Raw genomic sequence first — 20,925 nt, forward strand, 5'->3', positions numbered from 1 at the left:
CATAACGGGCCTATCCGAGGTCGCGCGTCCATGATTCCCGTCAGTTCCTTCAATGGCCGTCCCGTCGCCCTGTTCGGGCTCGGCGGCTCCGGCCTCGCCACCGCCCGCGCGCTCGTTGCCGGCGGGGCGCGGGTGACGGCGTGGGACGATTCGCCCGCCTCCGTCGAGAAGGCGGCGGCGGAAGGCATCGCGACCGGCGACCTGCGGGCGGCCGACTGGTCCGCCTTCGCCGCGCTGGTGCTGGCGCCGGGCGTGCCGTTGACCCATCCCGAGCCGCACTGGAGCGTGAGGCTGGCGCAGGCGGCCGGCGTCGAGGTGATCGGCGACATCGAGCTGTTCTGCCGCGAGCGCCGCGCCGCCACACGCCGCCCGCCCTTCGCCGCCATCACCGGGACCAATGGCAAGTCGACGACGACCGCATTGCTCGCCCACCTGATGCGGGTCGGCGGACGCGACGCGCAGATCGGCGGCAATTTCGGCCCGGCCATCCTTGGGCTGGAGCCGTGGAAGCAGGGACGGGTCTATGTGATCGAGTGCTCCTCCTACCAGATCGACCTCGCGCCGAGCCTCGACCCGGCGGTCGGCATCCTGCTCAACCTCTCGCCCGATCACATCGACCGGCACGGCACGATGGAGCATTACGCGCAGGTGAAGGAGCGCCTCATCGCCGGCATCGAGGCGGGAGGCACGGCGGTGGTCGGCGTCGACGACGACTGGGCTCGCGCCATCGCCGAGCGGGCGGAAGCGGCCGGCAAGAACGTGGTGCGCATTTCCGTGCGCGAAAAACTCGACGACGGCATCTGGCTCGACGGCACCGATCTCGCGGTCAGCGCGAAGGGCGTGCGCGTCTTTACCCTGCCGCTCGCCGGCATAGGTTCGCTGCGCGGCGCCCACAACGCGCAGAATGCGGCCGCCGCTTTCGCGAGCGCCCGCGCGCTCGGCCTCGCACCGGAGGTGATCGCGGCCGGCATGGCCAGCTTCCCCGGCCTCGCGCACCGCATGGAGCAGGTGCGCACGCTTCGCGGCGTGCTGTTCGTCAACGATTCCAAGGCCACCAATGCCGACGCCGCCGAGCGGGCGCTGACCTCCTTCGACGACATTTTCTGGATCGCCGGCGGCAAGCCGAAGGAGGGCGGCATCGCGCCGCTGCGGCCGTATTTCCCGCGCGTTCGAAAGGCCTACCTGATCGGGGTCGCGGCGGAGGAATTCGCCGCCACGCTGGGCGATGACGTCCCGTTCGAGATGAGCGGCACGCTCGACGTCGCGGTGGCGAGCGCGGCGCGCGATGCCGCCGCCTCCGGCCTGCCGCACCCGGTGGTGCTGCTGTCGCCGGCCTGCGCCAGCTTCGACCAGTACCGCAATTTCGAAGTGCGCGGCGATGCCTTCCGCGATCTCGTCAACGCGCTGCCGGTGGGCTGACCCGGCGCCATTAAGCCGGCGTCAACCTTAACCGTCCGATACTCCGGCATCTGTTTCCCGGAGTGGCGTACATGATCTCGCGTGCCGAACGGACGGTGGTCGGTGAGTGGTGGTGGACCATCGACCGGCTTCTGCTTGGGGCTCTCGCGGCGCTGATGATCATCGGCATCGTGCTGGCGCTGGCGGCGAGCCCGCCGGTGGCGGCGCGCCTCGGCATCGCCGATCCGTTCCATTTCGTGAACCGGCAGGTGATGTTCCTTGTGCCGGCGCTGATCGTGCTGATCGCGACGTCCTTCCTGTCGCCGCGCAACATACGCCGCATCTCGCTGGTGCTGTTCGTCGTGTTCCTGGCGCTGGTCTGCGCGACGCTGGTCATCGGCCCGGAGGTGAAGGGTGCCCGGCGCTGGCTCACCGTCGCCGGCATCACCGTGCAGCCTTCCGAGTTCCTGAAGCCTTCCTTCGTCATCATCGCCGCCTGGCTGTTCTCGGAGAGCGTGCGCCGGCCGGAAATGCCGGGGCAGTTCCTCGCCATCGGCCTTCTGGGCATGGTGGTGACGCCGCTGGTGATGCAGCCGGACTTCGGCCAGACCATGCTGTCGTCGCTGGTGTGGGGCAGCTTGTTCTTCCTCGCCGGGCTGCGCATCATCTGGGTGATCGGCCTCGCCGGCATCGGCGCGGCCGGGCTGTTCGTCGCCTATACGATGGTGCCGCACGTGACGGCGCGCATCGACCGCTTCCTCAACCCGGATTCGGGCGACACCTACCAGATCGACCTGTCGATCAACTCCTTCCTCAATGGAGGCTGGCTGGGGCAGGGGCCGGGCGAGGGCACGTTCAAGAAGGTGCTGCCGGACGGCCATACCGATTTCATCTTCGCCGTCGCCGGCGAGGAGTTCGGCGCCATCTTGTGCATGATGATCGCCGGCCTGTTCGCCTTCATCGTGCTGCGCGCGCTCTCGCGTGCCATGAACGACGAGGACCCCTTCGTGCGCTTCGCCACCGCCGGGCTCGCCATATTGTTCGGGCTGCAGTCCTGCATCAACATGATGGTCAACCTGCACATGATGCCGGCCAAGGGCATGACGCTGCCCTTCGTCTCCTATGGCGGCTCCTCGCTGCTCTCGCTCGCCTACGGCATGGGCATGCTGCTGGCGCTGACCCGCCGCCGCCCGCGCACCGCGACGCTGGCCGAGCTGGAGCGTCTGGGCACGCGCCTCGGCGCGCCGGCGGGCGCGTCGCCTGGCGGGTCTTCCGGCGCTCTGCGGCCGCGCGCCGCCTGAGGATTGTGATGACCGAGACAAGACCGCTCGTCGTGCTGGCCGCCGGGGGAACCGGCGGGCATCTCTTTCCCGCCGAGGCGCTGGCCGGGGTGCTGGCCGCGCGGGGCGTCGACGTCGATCTCGCTACCGACGAGCGGGCGGCGCGCTATGCCGGCCATTTCCCCGCCCGCCGCATCCACGTGCTGCCGGCCGAGACGGTGCGCGGGCGCTCCCCCCTCGCGCTGATGCGCACCGCCGTCACGCTGGGCTACGGGCTGGGGACGGGCTACCGGCTGATGCGGGCGCTCAGGCCCGCAGCGGTCGTCGGCTTCGGCGGTTACCCCACCGTGCCGCCGATCCTCGCGGCCCGGCTCGCCGGCATCCCGACGATCATCCACGAGGCCAACGCGGTGATGGGGCGGGCCAACGCGCTGCTGGCACCCCGCGTCACGGTGATCGCCACCGGCTATCCCGACATCTTCGCGTTCCGTCCGCCGCTGGCGGCCAAGGCGCAGCACACCGGCAACCCGGTGCGCCCGGCCGTGATCGCGGCCGTCTCGCCCTATCAGGCGCCGGCGGAGGGCGGCCCGCTCGACCTGCTGGTCTTCGGCGGCAGCCAGGGCGCGCGGGTGATGAGCGAGATCGTGCCGCCCGCCATCGAAAAGCTCGCCCCGGCGCTGCGGGCGCGGCTGCGCGTCGTGCAGCAGGCGCGGCCGGAGGACATCGAGGCGGTGCGCGCGACCTATGCGCGGATCGGCGTCGCGGCGGAGCTGGCGCCCTTCTTCGCCGACCTGCCGGCGCGCATGGCGCGGGCGCATCTCGTCGTCGCCCGCTCGGGTGCGATGACGGTGGCCGAACTCGGCGTGATCGGCCGGCCCTCCGTGCTGGTGCCGCTGCCCGGCGCGCTCGACCAGGACCAGCTCGCCAATGCGAGCGCGCTCGCCAAGGGGGGCGGGGCGGTGCTGATGCCGCAGGACCGCTTCACCCCGGAGGCCTTCGCCGAACTGATCGCCGTCTATGCCGCCAATCCCGGCGATCTCGCCGCCATGGCCGCCGCCGCCCACCGCATGGGCCGCGCGGACGCCGCCGAACGCCTCGCCACCCTCGTCCTCGCCACGGCCAAGATCGATGCGTGACGCGGCGGTGCGGGCGGCCCATGCGGCTTGGACCAAAGGTCGGGTGACGCGGCCGGCCGGCTCGTCTATTTCTGCGCCCCCGGTAACGCCCGCGCCTCTCAAGCGCGCGGGCGGAAGGAACATCGCATGAAGCTCCCGCTCTCCCTCGGCCCCATCCATTTCGTCGGCATCGGCGGCATCGGCATGAGCGGCATCGCCGAGGTGCTGCACAATCTCGGCTACACGGTGCAGGGCTCGGACGTCTCGGAAAGCGCCAACGTGAAGCGCCTCGCCGAGAAGGGCATCAAGGTGCTGATCGGCCATGCCGGCGCCAATATCGACGGCGCCGAGGTGCTGGTCGTCTCCTCCGCCATCAAGCGCGACAATCCCGAGCTGGTGGCGGCGCGCGCCAAGCGGCTGCCGGTGGTGCGCCGCGCCGAGATGCTGGCCGAGCTGATGCGGCTGAAAAGCTGCGTCGCCATCGCCGGCACGCACGGCAAGACCACGACGACCTCGCTGGTGGCCACCCTGCTCGATGCCGGCGGCTTCGACCCGACCGTGATCAACGGCGGCATCATCAACGCCTACGGCACCAATGCGCGCCTCGGCGACGGCGAATGGATGGTGGTGGAGGCGGATGAGAGCGACGGCACCTTCCTCAAGCTGCCGGTCGAGGTCGCCATCGTCACCAATATCGACCCCGAGCATCTCGACCACTTCAAGACGTTCGAGGCGGTGCAGGCGGCGTTCCGCAGCTTCGTCGACAACCTGCCCTTCTACGGCTTCGCGGTGATGTGCACCGACCATCCGGTGGTGCAGGACCTCGTCGGCCATGTCGAGGACCGGCGGGTCATCACCTATGGCGAGAACCCGCAGGCCGATGCGCGCCTCGTCGACCTCGACCTGCGCGGCGGCCTGTGCCGCTTCGGCGTCATCTTCCGCGACCGCGACGGCCAAGTGGTGCACGAGTTGCGCGAGCTGGTGCTGCCCATGCCGGGCCGTCACAACGCGCTCAACGCCACCGCCGCCATCGCGGTGGCGCGCGAGCTCGGCGCCACCGACGAGCAGATCCGCACCGCGCTTGCCGGTTTCGGCGGGGTGAAGCGTCGCTTCACCCGCACCGGCGAGGTCGGCGGCGTCACCATCTTCGACGATTACGGCCACCACCCCGTCGAGATCGCCGCCGTGCTGCGCGCGGCGCGCGCCTCCACCGAGGGGCAGGTGATCGCGATCGTCCAGCCCCATCGCTACACCCGGCTGCAATCGCTGTTCGACCAGTTCGCCACCTGCTTCAACGACGCCGACCATGTGATCGTCGCCGATGTCTACGCGGCGGGCGAGGCGCCCATCCCCGGCATCGACCGCGACCATCTGGTGGAAGCGCTGAGGGCGCGCGGCCACCGCTCGGTGATCGCGTTGCCGGGACCGGAGGCGCTGGCCGGCCTCGTGAAGGGGCTGGCGCGGCCGAGCGACTACGTGGTCTGCCTCGGCGCCGGTAACATCACCCAATGGGCCTACGCGCTGCCGGAGCAGCTCGGAGCGGGGGCGTGAGCTTCCCCGACATCACCCCGGAGCTTTCCGCCCGCATGCCGGACCTGCGCGGGCGGCTTCTGGCGAATCAGTCGCTCGCCGAGCTGACCTGGTTCCGCATCGGCGGTCCGGCGCAGGTGCTGTTCAGCCCGGCCGACGAGGCCGACCTCGCCTATTTCCTCGCCCATCTGCCGGCGGATGTCCCCGTGACCGTCATCGGGCTGGGCTCGAACCTCATCGTGCGCGATGGCGGCGTGCCGGGCGTCGTCATCCGGCTGGGGCGTGGCTTCAACGAGATCGCCGTGGAGGAGGGCCACCGCCTGCGGGCCGGCACGGCGGTGCCAGATGTGCGGCTCGCCAAGGCGGCGGCCGATGCCGGCATTGACGGCCTCGCCTTCTTCCGCGGCATTCCCGGTGGGCTGGGCGGGGCGCTGCGCATGAATGCGGGCGCCCATGGCGGGGAGACCCGCGACGTGCTTGTCGAGGCGCGCGGCGTCGACCGGGCCGGCAACCTGCGCACCTTCGCCAACGCCGATTTCGGCTTCAGCTACCGCCATTCCGGCGCACCGGCCGACGTGATCTTCACCAGCGCGCTGTTCCAGGGCCGGCCGGGCGAGCCGGCGGCGATCCTCGCCGAGATGGAGCGAATCACGCAGGCGCGCGAGGCCTCGCAGCCGATTCGCGAGAAGACCGGCGGCTCCACCTTCAAGAATCCGCCCGGCCACAAGGCCTGGCAGCTCATCGACGCGGCCGGCTGCCGCGGGCTCGCCAGCGGCCCGGCGCAGGTCTCGACGATGCATTGCAATTTCCTGATCAACACCGGCGGCGCTACCGCCGCCGATATCGAGGGACTGGGCGAGGAGGTGCGTCGCCGCGTGAAGGAGCATTCCGGCGTTACGCTGGAATGGGAGATCAAGCGCATCGGCGTTCCGGGCTGAGCCGTGCGGCCAGAGGGGCGTCCCAGGGGGCGCCGGGGGAGAACTCCATGACGAAGCATGTTGCCGTCCTGATGGGTGGCTGGTCGGCGGAGCGCGAGGTGTCGCTGCGCTCGGGCGAGGCCTGCGCCAAGGCGGCGGAGAGCGTGGGCTACCGCGTCACCCGGGTCGATGTAGGGCGCGACATCGCGCAGGTGCTGACCGCGCTCAAGCCGGATGCGGCGCTGAACATACTGCACGGGCGGCCGGGCGAGGACGGCACCATCCAGGGCATCCTCGAAATCCTGCGCATCCCCTACAGCCATTCGGGGGTGCTCGCCTCGGCGCTCGCCATGGACAAGGCGCAGGCCAAGATCGTGATGGCGGCGCACGGCATCCCCGTGCCGGAGGGGCGGGTGGTGACGCGGGCGGAGGCGGCGCGCGCCCATGTGCTGCCGCGCCCCTATGTGCTGAAGCCGGTGAGCGAGGGCTCCTCGGTCGGCGTGTTCATCGTGCGCGAGGACCAGGAACACCCGCCGCAGGAGCTGCATCGGCCCGACTGGACGCATGGTGATTTGCTTTTGGCCGAGCGTTACATCCCCGGATTGGAGCTGACCTGCGCCGTGATGGGCGATAAGGCGCTCGACGTCATCGAGATTCAGTCCGATCTAAGGTTCTACGATTACGAGGCAAAATACGCTCCCGGCGGATCGCGCCACATTCTCCCGGCACAAATTTTACCGAATGTTTACCAAAAGGTGCGGATGTTAGCGGTCAAGGCGCATCGCGCGCTCGGCTGTCGGGGCATCAGCAGGTCGGACTTCCGATACGACGATCGGACCGGGGACGAATCCGGTCTGGTCTGTCTGGAGGTCAATACCCAGCCCGGAATGACCGAGACGTCGCTTGTGCCCGAACTGGCTGCCCATGCGGGCCATTCGTTCGGTGAGCTTGTACGATGGATGGTGGAGGACGCTTCGCTCGATCGCTGACCCCGCGGCAGACGCCGGCGGGCAAGCGGACCGGCGCGGCCACTGGCGGGAATCAGCGCGGCACGCGCGGTCGGGAGCCTTCGCGCCCCACCGCGCCGGCCACGGATGAGCGTACGCGCCTGTTCGACCGGGCGGTGATCGGCGGGCGGCGGTTTTTCGTCGGGCTCTCCGCCTCGCGCGCGCTGAGCTGCGGCGCGGGCACCTGGCTCACCCTCGCGCTCTTCGCCGCCACCGGCGTCTACGGCCTGGAGCGCGGCGGCCACATGCCGGCCACCGTCGAGGCGATGCGCGACATGGGCGACGCCGCCGCCAACCTCGCCGGCTTCCGAATCGCCAACGTCAATCTCGCGGGCCAGAATCACGTCACTCCCGGCGACATCCTCGCCACGGCAGGCGTGAAGCCGACCTCCTCGCTGCTGTTCCTCGATGCCGAGGGCGCCCGCATGCGCCTTGAGGAACTCGCCTGGATCAAGCGCGCCACGGTGCAGAAGCTCTACCCCGACCGCCTCGACATCCAGATCGTCGAGCGCGAGGGCTTCGCGCTCTGGCAAAAGGACGGCAAGATCAACGTCATCGCCCGCGACGGCACGGTGATCGCCCCCTATTCCGACGATCCGCGCTACATCCGCCTCCCCGTCGTGGTGGGCGACGGCGCGCAGACCAATGTCGTCGAGATCGTCGAGGCGCTGAGCCTCGTGCCGGGCGTGCGCGACAAGGTGCGCGCCGCCATCCGCGTCGCCGACCGACGCTGGACGCTGAAGATGCGCAACGGCATCGACGTGCGCCTGCCCGAGACCGGCCTTGCCGACGCGCTGGAGCAACTCGCCCTTCTTGACCAGCAGAAATCGCTGCTGAGCCGCGACATCACCATCGTCGATCTGCGTCTGCCCGACCGCGTGTCGGTCCGTCTCTCCGACGCCGCCTATGAGGCGCGCCAGGCCGAGCTGAAGGCTCAGGCCAAGGCGAAGAAGGGGAGCAACACATGAGTTCGCGCGCACCGTTCGAGGTCGCCCCGAAGATGCGCCCGCTGGCGCCGCGCCGCACCGGCGTGGTCGGCGTGCTGGAGGTCGGCACCTCCAAGATCGTGTGCATGATCGCCCGGCTGAAGCCGCGCGACGCCACGTCGAGCCTGCGCCGGCGCACCCATTCGGTGGACGTGCTCGGCATCGGCCACACCAGCGCGCACGGCATCAAGGGCGGCACCGTCATCGACATGGAGCGCGCCGAGCACGCCATCCGCCGCGCGGTGGACGCCGCCGAGCGCATGGCCGGCGCGCAGATCGCCTCCGTTGTGGTGGCGCTGGCGGGCGGCCGGCTCTCCTCCGAGCATTTCAATGCCGAGGTCGACCTGCCGGAGCCCGCGGTGGCCGAGGGCGACATCCGCCGCGTGCTCGACGCGGCCTCCACCTTCGCCGTCGCCGAGGGCCGCACCATCCTGCACGCGCTGCCGGTCGGCTACGCGCTCGACGGGGTGGGCGGCATAGGCGAGCCGCGCGGCATGCTGGGGCGCCGGCTCGGCGTCGACCTGCACGTCGTCACCGCCGAGGCCTCGGCGGTGCGCAACCTGCTTCTGTGCATCGAGCGCTGCCATCTCGGCGTCGAGGCGATGGTGGCCGCCCCCTATGCCGCCGCGCTGTCGACCCTTGCCGATGACGAGGCGGAGCTGGGCGTGACGCTGATCGACTTCGGCGCCGGCACCACGACGGTCTCGGTGGTCGAGAACGGCCATTGCGTGCATGTCGACGGCATCGCCATTGGCGGCCAGCACGTGACCAACGATGTGGCGCGGGGCCTGTCGACCCGCCTCGCCGACGCCGAGCGCCTCAAGAGCCTGCATGGAGGCGTGATGGCGATGGGCGCCGACGAGCGCGAGATGCTCACCGTCCCCGGCATCTCGGACGACCATCACGACCAGCCGCGGGCGATCGCCAAGGCGCGGCTGGTGCGCATCGTGCGCCCGCGCGTCGAGGAGATCGTCGAACTGGTGCGCGACCGGCTGATCGCCTCCGGCCACGCCGCCGGCGCGGGCCGCCGCGTGGTGCTGACCGGCGGCGCGGCCCAGCTCACCGGGCTCGCCGAACTGGTCGGCAAGATCCTTGGGCCCCAGGTGCGAATCGGCCGACCGCTCGGCATCTCCAAGCTGCCGGAGGCGGCGCGCGGGGCGCCCTTCGCCGTCGCCACCGGGCTTCTCGTCTATCCGCAGGTCGCCGGGCTCGAACATTTCGAGGCTCGCCGGCGCCGGCTCTCGCAGGTCGAGGGCAGCGGCTACTTCTCGCGCGTCGGACATTGGCTGAGGGAGGCCTTCTGACGTGTTCCACTCAATCCGCGCCGGCGGAACCGGCACCAAAGTGATCGTGACGGGCCTCGTGCCCGCCGGCGTTAGGGGACACTAGAAATGACGATCAACCTCCAGGTACCGGATATCCGCGAGCTGCGTCCCCGGATCACCGTCTTCGGCGTCGGCGGCGCGGGCGGCAACGCCGTCAACAACATGATCACCGCCGGCCTGACCGGGGTCGACTTCGTCGTCGCCAACACCGACGCGCAGGCGCTCACGCTTTCCAAGGCGGAGCGCATCGTGCAGATGGGCGTCGCGGTCACCGAGGGCCTGGGCGCCGGCTCGCAGCCGGAAGTCGGCCGCGCGGCGGCCGAGGAGGCGCTCGACGAGATCCGCGATCACCTCGCCGGCGCGCACATGGTCTTCATCACCGCCGGCATGGGCGGCGGCACCGGCACCGGCGCCGCCCCGGTCATCGCCCGCGCGGCCCGCGAACTCGGCATCCTGACCGTCGGCGTCGTGACGAAGCCCTTCCACTTCGAGGGCCAGCGCCGCATGCGCATCGGCGAGATGGGCATCAACGAGCTGCAGAAGGGCGTCGACACCCTCATCGTCATCCCGAACCAGAACCTGTTCCGGGTCGCCAACGAGCGCACCACCTTCGCCGACGCCTTCGCGATGGCCGACCAGGTGCTCTATTCGGGCGTTGCCTGCATCACCGACCTGATGGTGAAGGAAGGCCTGATCAACCTCGACTTCGCCGACGTCCGCGCCGTGATGCGCGAGATGGGCAAGGCGATGATGGGCACCGGCGAGGCCTCCGGCGAACAGCGCGCTCGCCACGCGGCCGAGGCGGCGATCGCCAACCCGCTGCTCGACGAAGTGTCGATGCGCGGCGCCCGCGGCCTGCTGATCTCGATCACCGGCGGCAAGGACCTCACCCTGTTCGAGGTGGACGAGGCGGCGACCCGCATCCGCGAGGAAGTGGACCCCGATGCCAACATCATCCTCGGCGCCACCTTCGACGAGACGCTGGAAGGGCTCATCCGTGTGTCGGTGGTCGCCACCGGCATCGACCCGGCGGTGATTCCCGAGCAGATTCCGCACACGCTGAACAACCTGCCGGATATCGGCGGGCGCCGCGTGTCGAATGCCGGCCGCGCCGCCGTCGAGGCCCGCCGCGACGCCGCGCTGCGCTCGGTCGCCTCGGCGCTCGCCGACGACCTCTACGCCGCGCCGGCCGAGCCGACCTATGCCAGCCACGCCGCCGACGAGCACGTCTATGCCGGCGAGGCCGCCTATTCGCCGGCCCCCGCCGCCCCGGCGGCGATCGACGAGGTGACGATCCGCCCGATGGCCCCCAAGCCCGCCCTCTACGCCGACCACGAGCCGGCGCCGCTGAACGAGGCGGCCTATGAGGACTACGAGATGGAGCCGTTCATCCCGCCGCAGGCCGAGCGCCCGTCGCCGCGCATGCCGCGTGTCGACGAGCTGCCCATGCCGGCTCAGAACCAGATCCGCGCCGCCCGTGGCGAGGTGCCCGATCATCACCACGCCGACAAGAAGCGCATGACGCTGTTGCAGCGCCTCGCCAATGTCGGGCTCGGCCGCCATGCGGACGAGGAAGAGGCCGAGCCGCCGGCGGATATGCGTCCGGTGGTGCGCCGCGCGCCGCAGGCCGAATCGCGCCCGCTCACCGAAATGCGCCCCGAGGTGTCCGAATACGCCAAGCGCCCGGCGCTGCGCCCGGCCGAGGCGCGTCCGGCCCGTCCGGCCGAGGATGACCACCTCGACATCCCCGCCTTCCTGCGCCGTCAGGGCTGAAGGCAGGAGGATTTCGGACAGGGCGGCGCGTCCGCCCTGTTACACAAGCTGTAACGCGGCGCAGCGCAGGCTCGCGCCGCGTCGCCGTATCTGGCTGGAATTAAACGAATTTTCAGGATTGTGCGGCAGCGTTGCAACGGTAACAGAAGGTAAGCAAGCGTGATTTGGCGCTGACTCACGGCGCCGTTATCTTGCCAGCCAACGATAAGCCGCCGGCACGGAACTCGTTCCGCGTCTTTCCAAAAATGGCGGCTGAGTGTGTTGGTTTTGGGGAATGGGGAAAGCGGAGCGCCTCGCGCGTCCGCTTCGTGGGCTGAATGAACGCTGTGCGGCAGACCACCCTTGGCGATTGCGTGACGCTCACCGGCGTCGGCGTCCATTCCGGCAAGCCGGCGCGGTTGAGCATCGCTCCCGCCGAGGCCGATACCGGCATCGTTTTCCACCGTCTCGATTCGTCCCAGTCCGTGCGCGCCTGCCGCACCGCCGTGCGCGGCAGCGACCTTGCCACCGTGCTGCGTGATTCGAGCGGCCCCGCGGTTTCCACCGTCGAGCACCTGATGGCCTGCTTCGCCGGCCTCGGCGTCGACAACGCCCATGTCGAGATCGACGGGCCGGAAGTGCCGATTCTCGACGGCAGCGCCGGCGACTTCGTGGCCGCCGTGGACGAGGCCGGCATCGTCGAGACCGGCGGCGTGCGCCGCTACCTGCGCGTCCTCAAGCCGGTGCGCGTCGAATCGGAAACCGGCTTCGGCGAGCTCTCGCCTTACGATTTCGGCCTGCGGCTGGAGGTCGAGATTGATTTCGACCACGCCGCCATCGGCCATCAGCGCTTCGCCGCCACCCTGTCGCCCGACGTGTTCCGCAAGGAGCTCGCTGCGGCCCGCACCTTCGGCTTCGTCTGCGATGTCGAGCGGCTCTGGCAGGCCGGCTACGCGCTCGGCGCCTCGCTCGACAACACGATCTGCCTCGGCGACGAGGGCGTGATGAACACCACAGGCCTGCGCTTCGAGGACGAGTTCGTCCGCCACAAGGCGCTCGACGCGGTGGGCGATCTCGCCATCGGCGGCATGCCGATCCTCGGCCGCTACCGCTCCTATCGCGGCGGCCACAAGCTGAACTTCGCGGTCGTCGACGCGCTGCTGTCCGACCGCTCCGCCTACGAGATCGTCGAGGCGCGCATCCCGGCCCGCCGCAGCGTGCGCGGCAATGCGGGCCTGGTGACGGTCGCCGTCCCGGCCTACGCGCCGGAGCTCTGACGCTGCCGGCCTCGCTCTCGTCCGGCCGGTGCCGGCGGGCGGGTCTTCTCCGCCACAGGGCGCATCTTTCCGATCCTTTCGGCCGCGCCTTTGCCCTTGGCCCCGCCAGACGCCATAATCCGGTCGGAAAGCGGCCTTAGCGCGAGACGGCGCGGCACAGGCGGCGAACACAGCGACCAGATCGGGATCGAATTTGTGATGCGTCCTCTCCATCTCGGCCAGCCCACTCCGATGCCTGCCCATGATCGGGCCGCCGCCCGCGCGCGCGCCGCGACCTCCGGCGGCCTCAGGGCGGGCGCGGTGGCGCTGCGGCTGGCGGGGCTGGTGATGATGGGCGCCTCGCTCGGCGGCTGCGCGAGCTGGTTCGACACCAACAAGGAAGAGACCGTCTTCCCCGACGTGCCGGCGGAGCAGCGCTACAATGAGGGCCTGACCCTCATGGCGAAGGAGGAATATTCCGACGCCATCGTCCGCTTCGAGGACGTCGACCGCCAGCACCCCTATTCGGAATGGGCGCGCAAGGCGATCCTGATGACGGCCTATGCCTATTATCTGCAGGGCAAGTACGAGGAATGCATCTCGGCTGCGCGGCGCTACCAGTCGCTGCATCCGGGCTCGGAAGACGCCGCCTATGCGCAGTACCTGATCGCCCAGTCCTATTTCGACCAGATCCCCGACATCAGCCGCGACCAGATGCGCACCCAGCGCGCCATGGACCAGCTCGAAGAGGTCGTGCGCAAATGGCCGAACACCGAATATGCGGTGAGCGCCAAGAAGAAGCTGGAAATCGCCCGCGACCAGCTCGCCGGCAAGGAGATGATGGTCGGGCGCTACTATCTCGAACAGCGCAACTATGCCGGCGCCATCAACCGCTTCAAGGTCGTGGTCACGCGCTACCAGACCACGCGCCATGTCGAGGAAGCGCTGTACCGGCTGACCGAAGCCTATATGGCGCTCGGCGTGATCAGCGAGGCGCAGACCTCCGCCGCCGTGCTCGGCTACAATTTCCCCGACAGTTCCTGGTACAAGGACGCCTACAAGCTCGTGCAGTCGCGCGGGGTGAACCCGCAGATGAACGAGCAGTCCTGGATCGCCAAGGCTTTCAAGGGCTTCGGCCTCGGCTAGGTGCGCCTCTCCCCGCGCGTGTCTGGGACGCAGGCCCTCGACCTGCGGCCGAAAATCGGAACATAATGAGAACAGCGGTGCATGGCGGCGCGCGACCTGCTAGAAGAGCGCCCGTGATCCCGCGCGGATTCGGTCTGGAGCGTCACGCATGCTGGTCGCCCTGTCGATCAGGGATATCGTGCTCATCGAGCGGCTGGACCTGTCCTTCCAGCCGGGCCTGACCGTGCTGACCGGCGAGACCGGCGCGGGAAAGTCGATCCTGCTCGATGCCTTCACCCTCGCGCTGGGCGGACGCGGCGACGGCTCGCTGGTGCGCCACGGCACCGCGCAGGGCCAGGTGACGGCCGAGTTCGATCTCGCCGCCGGCCATCCCGTCCGCGCCCTTCTGCAGGAAGCCGGCATCGACGACGAGGGCGCGCTGGTGCTGCGCCGCGTCCAGCATGCCGACGGGCGCACCCGCGCCTTCGTCAACGACCAGTCGGTGAGCGCGCAGATGCTGCGCAGCCTCGGCCGGCGGCTGGTGGAGATCCACGGCCAGCACGACGACCGCGCGCTGGTCGATCCCGCCTCGCACCGCACGGTGCTCGACGCCTATGGCGGGCTCGGCGAACTCGCCGAGGCGGTGGGCGCCGGCTGGCGCCGCTGGCGCGCCGCGCGGACGGAGGCCCTCGCTGAAAAGGCGCGGCTGGACGAGGCGGCGCGCGAGGCCGATTTCATCCGCCATGCGGTCGACGAACTCACCGCGCTCGCCGCCGAGCCGGGCGAGGAGGAGCGCCTTGCCGCCCGGCGCACCGAGATGATGCGCTTCGAGAAGATCGCCACCGATCTCGCCGAGGCGCAGGAGGCGGTGGGCGGTGCCAATTCGCCGGTGCCGGGCCTCGCCGCCGCCGTGCGCCGGCTGGAGCGCCGCGCCGGCGAGGTGGAAACCCTGGTGCGCCCGGCGGTGGAGGCGATCGACGCCGCGCTGGCCGCGCTCGAACAGGCGAATTTCCATCTCGACGCGGCGCTGCGCGAGGCCGATTTCGACCCGCGTGAGCTGGAGCGGATCGAGGAACGGCTGTTCGCCCTGCGCGGGGCGGGGCGCAAATATGCCTGCACGGCGGACGATCTGCCGGCGGTGGCGGCGCGCTTCGCCGACCAGCTCGACGCGCTCGACCATGGCGCGCAGAAGCTCGCCGAACTGGAGGCCCGCACCGCCGCCGCCGAGGCCGACTACCGCCGCGACGCGCGCGAACTCTCGGCCCGGCGCAAGGCGGCGGCGCGGGCGCTGGACGCGGCGGTGAGCGCCGAGCTGCCGCCGCTCAAGCTGGAGCGGGCGCTGTTCGTCACCGACATCCAGACCGACGAGGCGGACGGACAGGCCGAGGGTTATGACCGCGTCGAGTTCTGGGTGCGCACCAATCCGGGCACGCGGCCGGGGCCGATGATGAAGGTCGCCTCCGGCGGCGAGCTCGCCCGCTTCCTGCTGGCGCTAAAGGTGGTGCTGGCCGACAAGGGCTCGGCGCCGACGCTGGTGTTCGACGAGATCGACACCGGGGTGGGCGGTGCAGTGGCGGACGCCATCGGCGCGCGGCTCGCCCGTCTTGCCGGGCGGGTGCAGGTGGTCGCCGTCACCCACGCCCCGCAGGTGGCGGCGCGCGCGGGCAATCATTTCCGCATCGCCAAGGAGGCGCTGGCCGATCTCGACCGCGTGGCGACCCGCGTCAGCCCGCTCGCGCGCGAGCATCGCCGCGAGGAGATCGCCCGCATGCTGTCGGGCGCCGAGATCACCTCGGAGGCGCGTGCGGCGGCGGACCGTCTGCTGAAGGGGGCCGTGGCGGACTGACCCATCGGCGCACCGCTCCCTGTCCCGCAGGGCGGGAGGTGCCACGCAATCCACCGTGGCCCTCGCCGCAAGGCTGCGCTAAACAGGCAGCCTCACTCGTTCCGGATCATCATGTCCCTGACCTTACCGATCTCTGCCGCGACCGAGCGGGGCGTGGCCCCGGACCTCACGGTCGTGCTTCCCACCTTCAACGAGCGCGGCAATCTGGAGCCGCTGGTCGCCAAGCTCGACACGGCGCTGGCCGGCATCGCCTGGGAGGCGATCTTCGTCGACGACAACTCGCCGGACGGCACGGCGGACGCGCTGCGCGCCATCGGCCGGCAGGACCCGCGCATACGCTGCATCCGCCGCGTCGGCCGCCGTGGCCTCGCGGGTGCCTGCATCGAGGGCATGCTGGCCGCGCAGGCACCGCTGGTCGCGGTGATGGACGCCGACCTCCAGCACGACGAGACGCTGCTGCCGCGCATGGTCGAGGCGATGGGCGCGGGCGCCGACGTGGTGGTGGCGACGCGCTACGCGCCGGGCGGGGCGGCGCAGGAAGGCTTCAGCGCCTTCCGCAGCTTCGGTAGCCAGCTCGCCACCCGCATCGCCCGCCGGGTGCTGGGCGTGACCTCCTCCGACCCGATGAGCGGCTTCTTCATGCTGCGCCGGGAGCTGGCGGAGAAGCTGGCGCCCAAGCTCGCCACCGACGGCTTCAAGATCCTGCTCGACATATTGTCGACGGCGGGCGAGGGGCTGCGCGTCACCGAGCTGACCTATAATTTCGGCACGCGGCAGAGCGGCGACAGCAAGCTCGACAACCGTGTGCTGATGGATTTCCTCGGGCTGATCGTCTCCAAGGCGACGGGCGGCTTGGTCTCGCTGCGCTTCCTCTCGTTCGCCTGCGTCGGTGCGGCGGGCCTCGTGGTGCATCTGCTGGTGCTGAAGGCGGCGCTGTCGAGCGATTTGCGCTTCCTCTACGCCCAGACCATCGCGACCTTCGTGGCGATGACGTTCAACTACATCGTCAACAACGTGCTGACCTATCGCGACCGTCGGCTTTCCGGCTGGCGCTTCCTCGCCGGGCTGCTGGCCTTCTATCTCATCTGCGGGCTCGGCGCGGCGGCCAATGTCGGCATCGCCGACTGGATGTTCTACGAGACCGCGCATTGGTGGGTCGCGGGCATCGCCGGCGCGGTGGTCGGCGCGGTGTGGAACTACGCGATCAGCCGCGCCGTGGTGTGGAAGGATTCCGCGTGAACGGGAGCGCGGGCGGGCCGATGTCCCGCCCGGTCCTTCCCGGCTTCGAGAGTGGCGGGCGGCTCGCCCTGGCCGTCATCGCCGCGCTGCTCGCCTGGCGGCTGGTGCTGGCGGCGAGCGTGCCGCTGGTGCCGGACGAGGCCTATTACGCGCTGTGGGCGCAGGGCCTCTCGGCGGGCTATTACGATCACCCGCCGATGATCGCCTTCTTCATCCGTGCCGGGCAGATGCTGGCCGGCGACACCGCGCTCGGGGTGCGGCTCGCCTGCGTGCTCTCGGTGGTGCCGGCGAGCTATTTCGTCTGGCGCGCGGCGGCGCTGCTGCTTGAGGACGAGCGCGCCGGACCGCTGGCGGCGGTGGTGTTCAACGCCACCATCTTCGGCTTTCTCGGCATGACGCTGGCGACGCCGGACGCGCCGCTGGCGCTGTTCAGCGCGGCGATGGTCTATTGCGCCGCCAGCCTGTTGCGGGAGCCGAGTCCGCCGCTCTGGCTCGCGCTCGGCGTGGCGACCGGGCTCGCCATGCTGTCCAAATATTCCGGCGCCATGCTCGGCGGCGGCGTCGGGCTCGCCGTGCTGGCGGTGCCGGAGCTGCGCCGCCAGCTTCTGCGGCCCTGGCCGTGGCTCGCGCTCGGGCTGGCGATCCTCGTCTTCCTGCCGAACCTCGTCTGGAACGCCGCCCATGGCTGGGAGACCTTCGCCAAGCAGGGCGGGCGCATCACCGCCCATGCGGCGCTGCGGCCCGGCTATGTCGTCGAATTCGTCGGCTCGCAGGTCGGCCTCGCCACGCCGCTGGTGTTCGTCTTCGCCGTTGCCGGCCTGCTTCCGCGTGCGGCCGGTGCCTTCCGCGCGCCTGGCGGGCGCCGTCTCGTGCTGGTCGCGCTGTTCGTGCCGCTCGCCTATTTCTTCGTTCATGCGCTGAGGAGCCGCGTCGAGGGCAATTGGGTGGGCTTCCTCTATCCTCTCGTCGCCATCGCCGCGGCGGCGGGAATGCTGGCGGTGGAGCCGGTGCCGCGCCGCTGGGTCGACGGGCTGCGCCGGGCCACCGTGCCGCTGGCGCTCGTCTTCGTCCTTGCGCTCGGCGTCCATGCGCTGGCGCCGCTGCCGGGCCTCGGCGGGCGCGATCCCATCGCCCGTATGACGCGCGGCTGGCCGGACTTCGCCGCCGAGGTGGAGGCGCTGCGCGTGCGCACGGGCGCCGGCCTGATCCTCACCGACAATTACCAGCTTGCCGCCATGCTGGGGCGCGAGCTCCCCGGCGTCACCGTCGAGCAGCTCGACGAGCGCGCGCGCTACCGCTTCCAGAACCTGCCGCCGCTGGCGGAGCGGAAGGGCACCGCGCTCATCGTCTCCGGCTATCGGCCCGAGCCCTATCTCGAAATCCTGCTCGGCCCGCTTAACCCGGTCGGGGCGCTGACGCGCCGCTTCCGTGGTCACGACATCAAGCCGCTGGTGCGTGCCTACACCGCCGTGCTTCCGCCGCCGGCGGGGCGGCCCTGAGCCGCCCGCGACGATCCTCAGGCTGCCCTTGAGCGGTTCGCCGATTTCTGGAATGGGAAGGAGCCGGCGGACAGCAAGCACGGCGGGAATTCGACGGAGGGTGCCATGACGAACGACGCCAAGTCTCCCGCTTCCGGGCCGCAGGCTCCCGCCGTCGAGACGCTGACGGCGGACGCCGCCGCCACCGAGCATGCGAAGCTCGGCGAGGAGATCGCCAAGGCCGACCGGCTTTACTACCAGAACGATGCGCCGACGCTTACCGACGCCGAATATGACGGCCTGCGCCGGCGCTACGAGGCTATCGAGGCGCAGTTTCCCGAGCTGAAGGGCATCGACAGCCTCTCCGAGAAGGTCGGCGCCGCGCCCTCCGCCAAGTTCGCCAAGGTCCGCCATGCCGTGCCGATGCTTTCGCTCGGCAACGCCTTCGACGACGAGGAGGTGGAGGAGTTCGTCGCCCGCGTGCGCCGCTTCCTCGGCCTGCCCGCCGACGCGGAGATCGCCTTCACCGCCGAGCCGAAGATCGACGGCCTGTCCTGCAACCTGCGCTACGAGAATGGCGTCTTCAAACAGGCGGCGACGCGCGGCGACGGCTTCGAGGGCGAGGACGTCACCAACAATGTGCGCACCATCGGCGAAATTCCCGCGCGCCTCGCCGGCAAGGACGTGCCCGACGTGTTCGAGGTGCGCGGCGAGGTCTATATGGGCCACGCCGATTTCGCCGCCATCAACGAGCGCCAGCAGGCGGCGGGCAAGCCGCTCTTCGCCAATCCGCGCAACGCGGCGGCGGGCAGCCTGCGCCAGCTCGACCCCTCGATCACGGCGAGCCGACCCCTGCGATTCTTCGCCTATGCCTGGGGCGAAGTGAGCGAGGACGCGCTGCCCGCCGATACCCAGTTTGGCGTGATTGAGGCGTTCGCGCGCTGGGGCCTGCCGACCAACCCGCTCACCGTGGTCTGCCGCTCTGCGGCGGAGCTGCTGGCGCATTACCGGATGATCGGCGAGCGGCGCTCGACGCTCGGCTACGACATCGACGGCGTGGTCTACAAGGTCAACGCGCTGGTGCAGCAGGCCGAACTCGGCTTCGTCTCGCGCTCGCCGCGCTGGGCCATCGCGCACAAATTCCCGGCGCAGCGCGCAGTGACCGAGCTGCTCGGCATCGAGATCCAGGTGGGCCGCACCGGCGCGCTCACCCCGGTCGCCCGGCTGGCGCCGATCACTGTCGGCGGCGTGGTGGTGTCCAACGCCTCGCTGCATAACGAGGACTACATTGCCGGCCTCGGCAGCGACGGCCAGCCGATCCGCGGCACCTTCGAGGAGAAGCCGGTCGACATCCGCATCGGCGATTTCGTGACCATCCAGCGTGCCGGCGACGTCATCCCGCAGGTGGTCGACGTGGTGCTGGAGCGCCGGCCGGCGGGCGCCGTGCCCTTCGCCTTCCCGCATCTGTGCCCGGCCTGCGGTTCGCACGCGGTGCGCGAGGAAGGCGAATCGGTGCGCCGCTGCACCGGCGGCCTGATCTGCCCGGCGCAGGCGGTGGAGCGCATCCGCCATTTCGTCTCGCGCAACGCCTTCGACATCGAGGGGCTGGGCGACGAGAATGTGCAGATGCTCTTCGAGGCGGATCTCTTGCGGACTCCCGCCGATATTTTCCGTCTGCACGCGCGTGGCGACGAGGTGCGCCGGGCCTTTCTCGTCCACCGCGAGGAGCGGGCGCGCCAGCGCGAGATCGAGACCGGACAGGCGCGCAAGAAGGTGCTGACGGAGGAGGAGCGGCAGTTCCTCGGCGTCGACAAGCTGTTCGCCTCGATCGACGAGCGGCGCGAGGTGGCGCTTGCGCGCTTCATCTTCGCGCTCGGCATCCGTCATGTGGGGGAGACCACCTCCAAGGCGCTGGCACGCACCTATCGCAGCGTCGAAGCCCTGGTCGCCAGCCTGGAGGCCGCGGCTCCCGGCCGCCCCGGAGAGGCCTGGACCCGGCTGGAGAGCGTGCCGCGGATTGGCCGGATCAGCCTGACAGCGCTTGCCGATGCGGTGAGCGAAATCGACCGCAGCCTCGACGGCGAGGAGGCGGTGCGGTCACTCTTCAGGGCGGCCCACCTCAATGCCGCGCAGCGCACGGAGATGCGGTCCTTCTTCATGGGCGCGGCCGAACTCATCGAGGCGGTCGAGAGCGCCGCCCGCGAGGCGCCGTCGGAGGCGTTCGAGGCGCTGGCGGCGGTGCCGGATGTCGGCCCGGTCGCGGCGGCGTCGCTGTGCGAGTTCTATGCCGAGGCGCATAACCGGGCCCTGCTCGACGAGCTTCTGGCCGAGGTGAGGGTGGCGCCCGCCGAACAGCCGGCCGCCGCCGCCTCCGGCGCGGTCGCCGGCAAAACGGTGGTGTTCACCGGCGCGCTGGAGAAGATGACACGCGAGGACGCCAAGGCGATGGCCGAACGGCTCGGCGCCAAAGTGGCAGGCTCGGTGTCGAAGAAGACCGACTATGTCGTGGCGGGGGCGGATGCCGGCTCCAAGCTCGCCAAGGCACGCGAACTGGGTGTCACGGTGTTGAGCGAGGATGAGTGGCTGGCGCTGGTAGGCGGTTGACAGATACCTGTCCGGCGGCGGACCGTGGCGCTCCGTGCCCCCGCAGCCTACCCGGCATTCCCGAAGC

The 20,925-nt window shown here is 70.4% G+C and carries 15 protein-coding genes; all 15 read left to right on the forward strand.

Features of this window, described 5'->3' with window-relative positions; all coding sequences use genetic code 11:
- Positions 1-30 precede the first annotated feature (30 nt).
- The 15 genes from murD (at position 31) to ligA (ending at position 20,858) form a co-directional block, all read left to right on the forward strand.
- On the forward strand, positions 31-1,419 hold the full coding sequence (gene murD, locus MWN33_RS08295) for a UDP-N-acetylmuramoyl-L-alanine--D-glutamate ligase (protein WP_247200018.1): 1,389 nt from the start codon (positions 31-33) through the stop codon (positions 1,417-1,419).
- 71 nt (positions 1,420-1,490) lie between these two features.
- On the forward strand, positions 1,491-2,699 hold the full coding sequence (ftsW, locus tag MWN33_RS08300) for a putative lipid II flippase FtsW (RefSeq protein WP_247200019.1): 1,209 nt from the start codon (positions 1,491-1,493) through the stop codon (positions 2,697-2,699).
- Positions 2,700-2,707: 8 nt separating this feature from the next.
- Positions 2,708-3,814: an undecaprenyldiphospho-muramoylpentapeptide beta-N-acetylglucosaminyltransferase gene (murG, locus tag MWN33_RS08305; RefSeq protein ID WP_247200020.1), complete on the forward strand. Its 1,107-nt coding sequence runs from the start codon at positions 2,708-2,710 to the stop codon at positions 3,812-3,814.
- Positions 3,815-3,940: 126 nt separating this feature from the next.
- Positions 3,941-5,344, forward strand: coding sequence for a UDP-N-acetylmuramate--L-alanine ligase (murC, locus tag MWN33_RS08310; protein ID WP_247200021.1), 1,404 nt, complete (start codon positions 3,941-3,943; stop codon positions 5,342-5,344).
- Positions 5,341-6,261, forward strand: a complete 921-nt coding sequence (gene murB / locus MWN33_RS08315) for a UDP-N-acetylmuramate dehydrogenase (protein ID WP_247200022.1) — start codon at positions 5,341-5,343, stop codon at positions 6,259-6,261. Before murC ends, murB begins: the two co-directional genes overlap by 4 nt.
- Before the next feature lie 47 nt (positions 6,262-6,308).
- A complete protein-coding gene (locus MWN33_RS08320; RefSeq protein ID WP_247200023.1) occupies positions 6,309-7,229 on the forward strand; it encodes a D-alanine--D-alanine ligase in 921 nt (306 codons plus the stop codon).
- The gene (locus MWN33_RS08325) at positions 7,196-8,215 is read left to right on the forward strand and encodes a cell division protein FtsQ/DivIB (RefSeq protein ID WP_247200024.1); all 1,020 of its coding nucleotides are present in this window, start codon (positions 7,196-7,198) and stop codon (positions 8,213-8,215) included. The genes MWN33_RS08320 and MWN33_RS08325 overlap by 34 nt, the downstream gene beginning before the upstream one ends.
- Entirely contained in the window at positions 8,212-9,537 is a 1,326-nt protein-coding gene (gene ftsA / locus MWN33_RS08330; protein ID WP_247200025.1) for a cell division protein FtsA, read from the forward strand. Before MWN33_RS08325 ends, ftsA begins: the two co-directional genes overlap by 4 nt.
- Before the next feature lie 87 nt (positions 9,538-9,624).
- A complete protein-coding gene (gene ftsZ, locus MWN33_RS08335) occupies positions 9,625-11,331 on the forward strand; it encodes a cell division protein FtsZ (RefSeq protein WP_247200026.1) in 1,707 nt (568 codons plus the stop codon).
- A 317-nt stretch (positions 11,332-11,648) separates the two neighbouring features.
- Positions 11,649-12,587: a UDP-3-O-acyl-N-acetylglucosamine deacetylase gene (gene lpxC, locus MWN33_RS08340; RefSeq protein WP_247200027.1), complete on the forward strand. Its 939-nt coding sequence runs from the start codon at positions 11,649-11,651 to the stop codon at positions 12,585-12,587.
- Positions 12,588-12,914: 327 nt separating this feature from the next.
- Entirely contained in the window at positions 12,915-13,712 is a 798-nt protein-coding gene (locus MWN33_RS08345) for an outer membrane protein assembly factor BamD (protein WP_425531987.1), read from the forward strand.
- A gap of 148 nt (positions 13,713-13,860) precedes the next feature.
- On the forward strand, positions 13,861-15,537 hold the full coding sequence (gene recN / locus MWN33_RS08350) for a DNA repair protein RecN (RefSeq protein WP_247200028.1): 1,677 nt from the start codon (positions 13,861-13,863) through the stop codon (positions 15,535-15,537).
- Positions 15,538-15,648: 111 nt separating this feature from the next.
- On the forward strand, positions 15,649-16,776 hold the full coding sequence (locus MWN33_RS08355) for a glycosyltransferase (RefSeq protein ID WP_247200029.1): 1,128 nt from the start codon (positions 15,649-15,651) through the stop codon (positions 16,774-16,776).
- Between the two features lie 20 nt (positions 16,777-16,796).
- Entirely contained in the window at positions 16,797-18,275 is a 1,479-nt protein-coding gene (locus MWN33_RS08360) for a glycosyltransferase family 39 protein (protein WP_247200030.1), read from the forward strand.
- Between the two features lie 105 nt (positions 18,276-18,380).
- Positions 18,381-20,858: an NAD-dependent DNA ligase LigA gene (gene ligA / locus MWN33_RS08365; RefSeq protein ID WP_247200031.1), complete on the forward strand. Its 2,478-nt coding sequence runs from the start codon at positions 18,381-18,383 to the stop codon at positions 20,856-20,858.
- Positions 20,859-20,925: the final 67 nt, after the last annotated feature.

The organism is Ancylobacter koreensis (assembly GCF_023016525.1).
Lineage (GTDB): Bacteria > Pseudomonadota > Alphaproteobacteria > Rhizobiales > Xanthobacteraceae > Ancylobacter > Ancylobacter koreensis.

What these genes read in the sequence shown, in the direction of transcription:
- murG (WP_247200020.1), top strand. Translation starts at nt 2,708, where the DNA reads ATGACCGAGACAAGACCGCTCGTCGTGCTGGCCGCCGGGGGAACCGGC.
- murD (WP_247200018.1), top strand. Translation starts at nt 31, where the DNA reads ATGATTCCCGTCAGTTCCTTCAATGGCCGTCCCGTCGCCCTGTTCGGG.
- lpxC (WP_247200027.1), top strand. Translation starts at nt 11,649, where the DNA reads ATGAACGCTGTGCGGCAGACCACCCTTGGCGATTGCGTGACGCTCACC.
- MWN33_RS08320 (WP_247200023.1), top strand. Translation starts at nt 6,309, where the DNA reads ATGACGAAGCATGTTGCCGTCCTGATGGGTGGCTGGTCGGCGGAGCGC.
- recN (WP_247200028.1), top strand. Translation starts at nt 13,861, where the DNA reads ATGCTGGTCGCCCTGTCGATCAGGGATATCGTGCTCATCGAGCGGCTG.
- MWN33_RS08325 (WP_247200024.1), top strand. Translation starts at nt 7,196, where the DNA reads ATGGATGGTGGAGGACGCTTCGCTCGATCGCTGACCCCGCGGCAGACG.
- ftsZ (WP_247200026.1), top strand. Translation starts at nt 9,625, where the DNA reads ATGACGATCAACCTCCAGGTACCGGATATCCGCGAGCTGCGTCCCCGG.
- ftsA (WP_247200025.1), top strand. Translation starts at nt 8,212, where the DNA reads ATGAGTTCGCGCGCACCGTTCGAGGTCGCCCCGAAGATGCGCCCGCTG.
- MWN33_RS08345 (WP_425531987.1), top strand. Translation starts at nt 12,915, where the DNA reads ATGATGGGCGCCTCGCTCGGCGGCTGCGCGAGCTGGTTCGACACCAAC.
- murC (WP_247200021.1), top strand. Translation starts at nt 3,941, where the DNA reads ATGAAGCTCCCGCTCTCCCTCGGCCCCATCCATTTCGTCGGCATCGGC.
- MWN33_RS08355 (WP_247200029.1), top strand. Translation starts at nt 15,649, where the DNA reads ATGTCCCTGACCTTACCGATCTCTGCCGCGACCGAGCGGGGCGTGGCC.
- MWN33_RS08360 (WP_247200030.1), top strand. Translation starts at nt 16,797, where the DNA reads ATGTCCCGCCCGGTCCTTCCCGGCTTCGAGAGTGGCGGGCGGCTCGCC.
- ligA (WP_247200031.1), top strand. Translation starts at nt 18,381, where the DNA reads ATGACGAACGACGCCAAGTCTCCCGCTTCCGGGCCGCAGGCTCCCGCC.
- ftsW (WP_247200019.1), top strand. Translation starts at nt 1,491, where the DNA reads ATGATCTCGCGTGCCGAACGGACGGTGGTCGGTGAGTGGTGGTGGACC.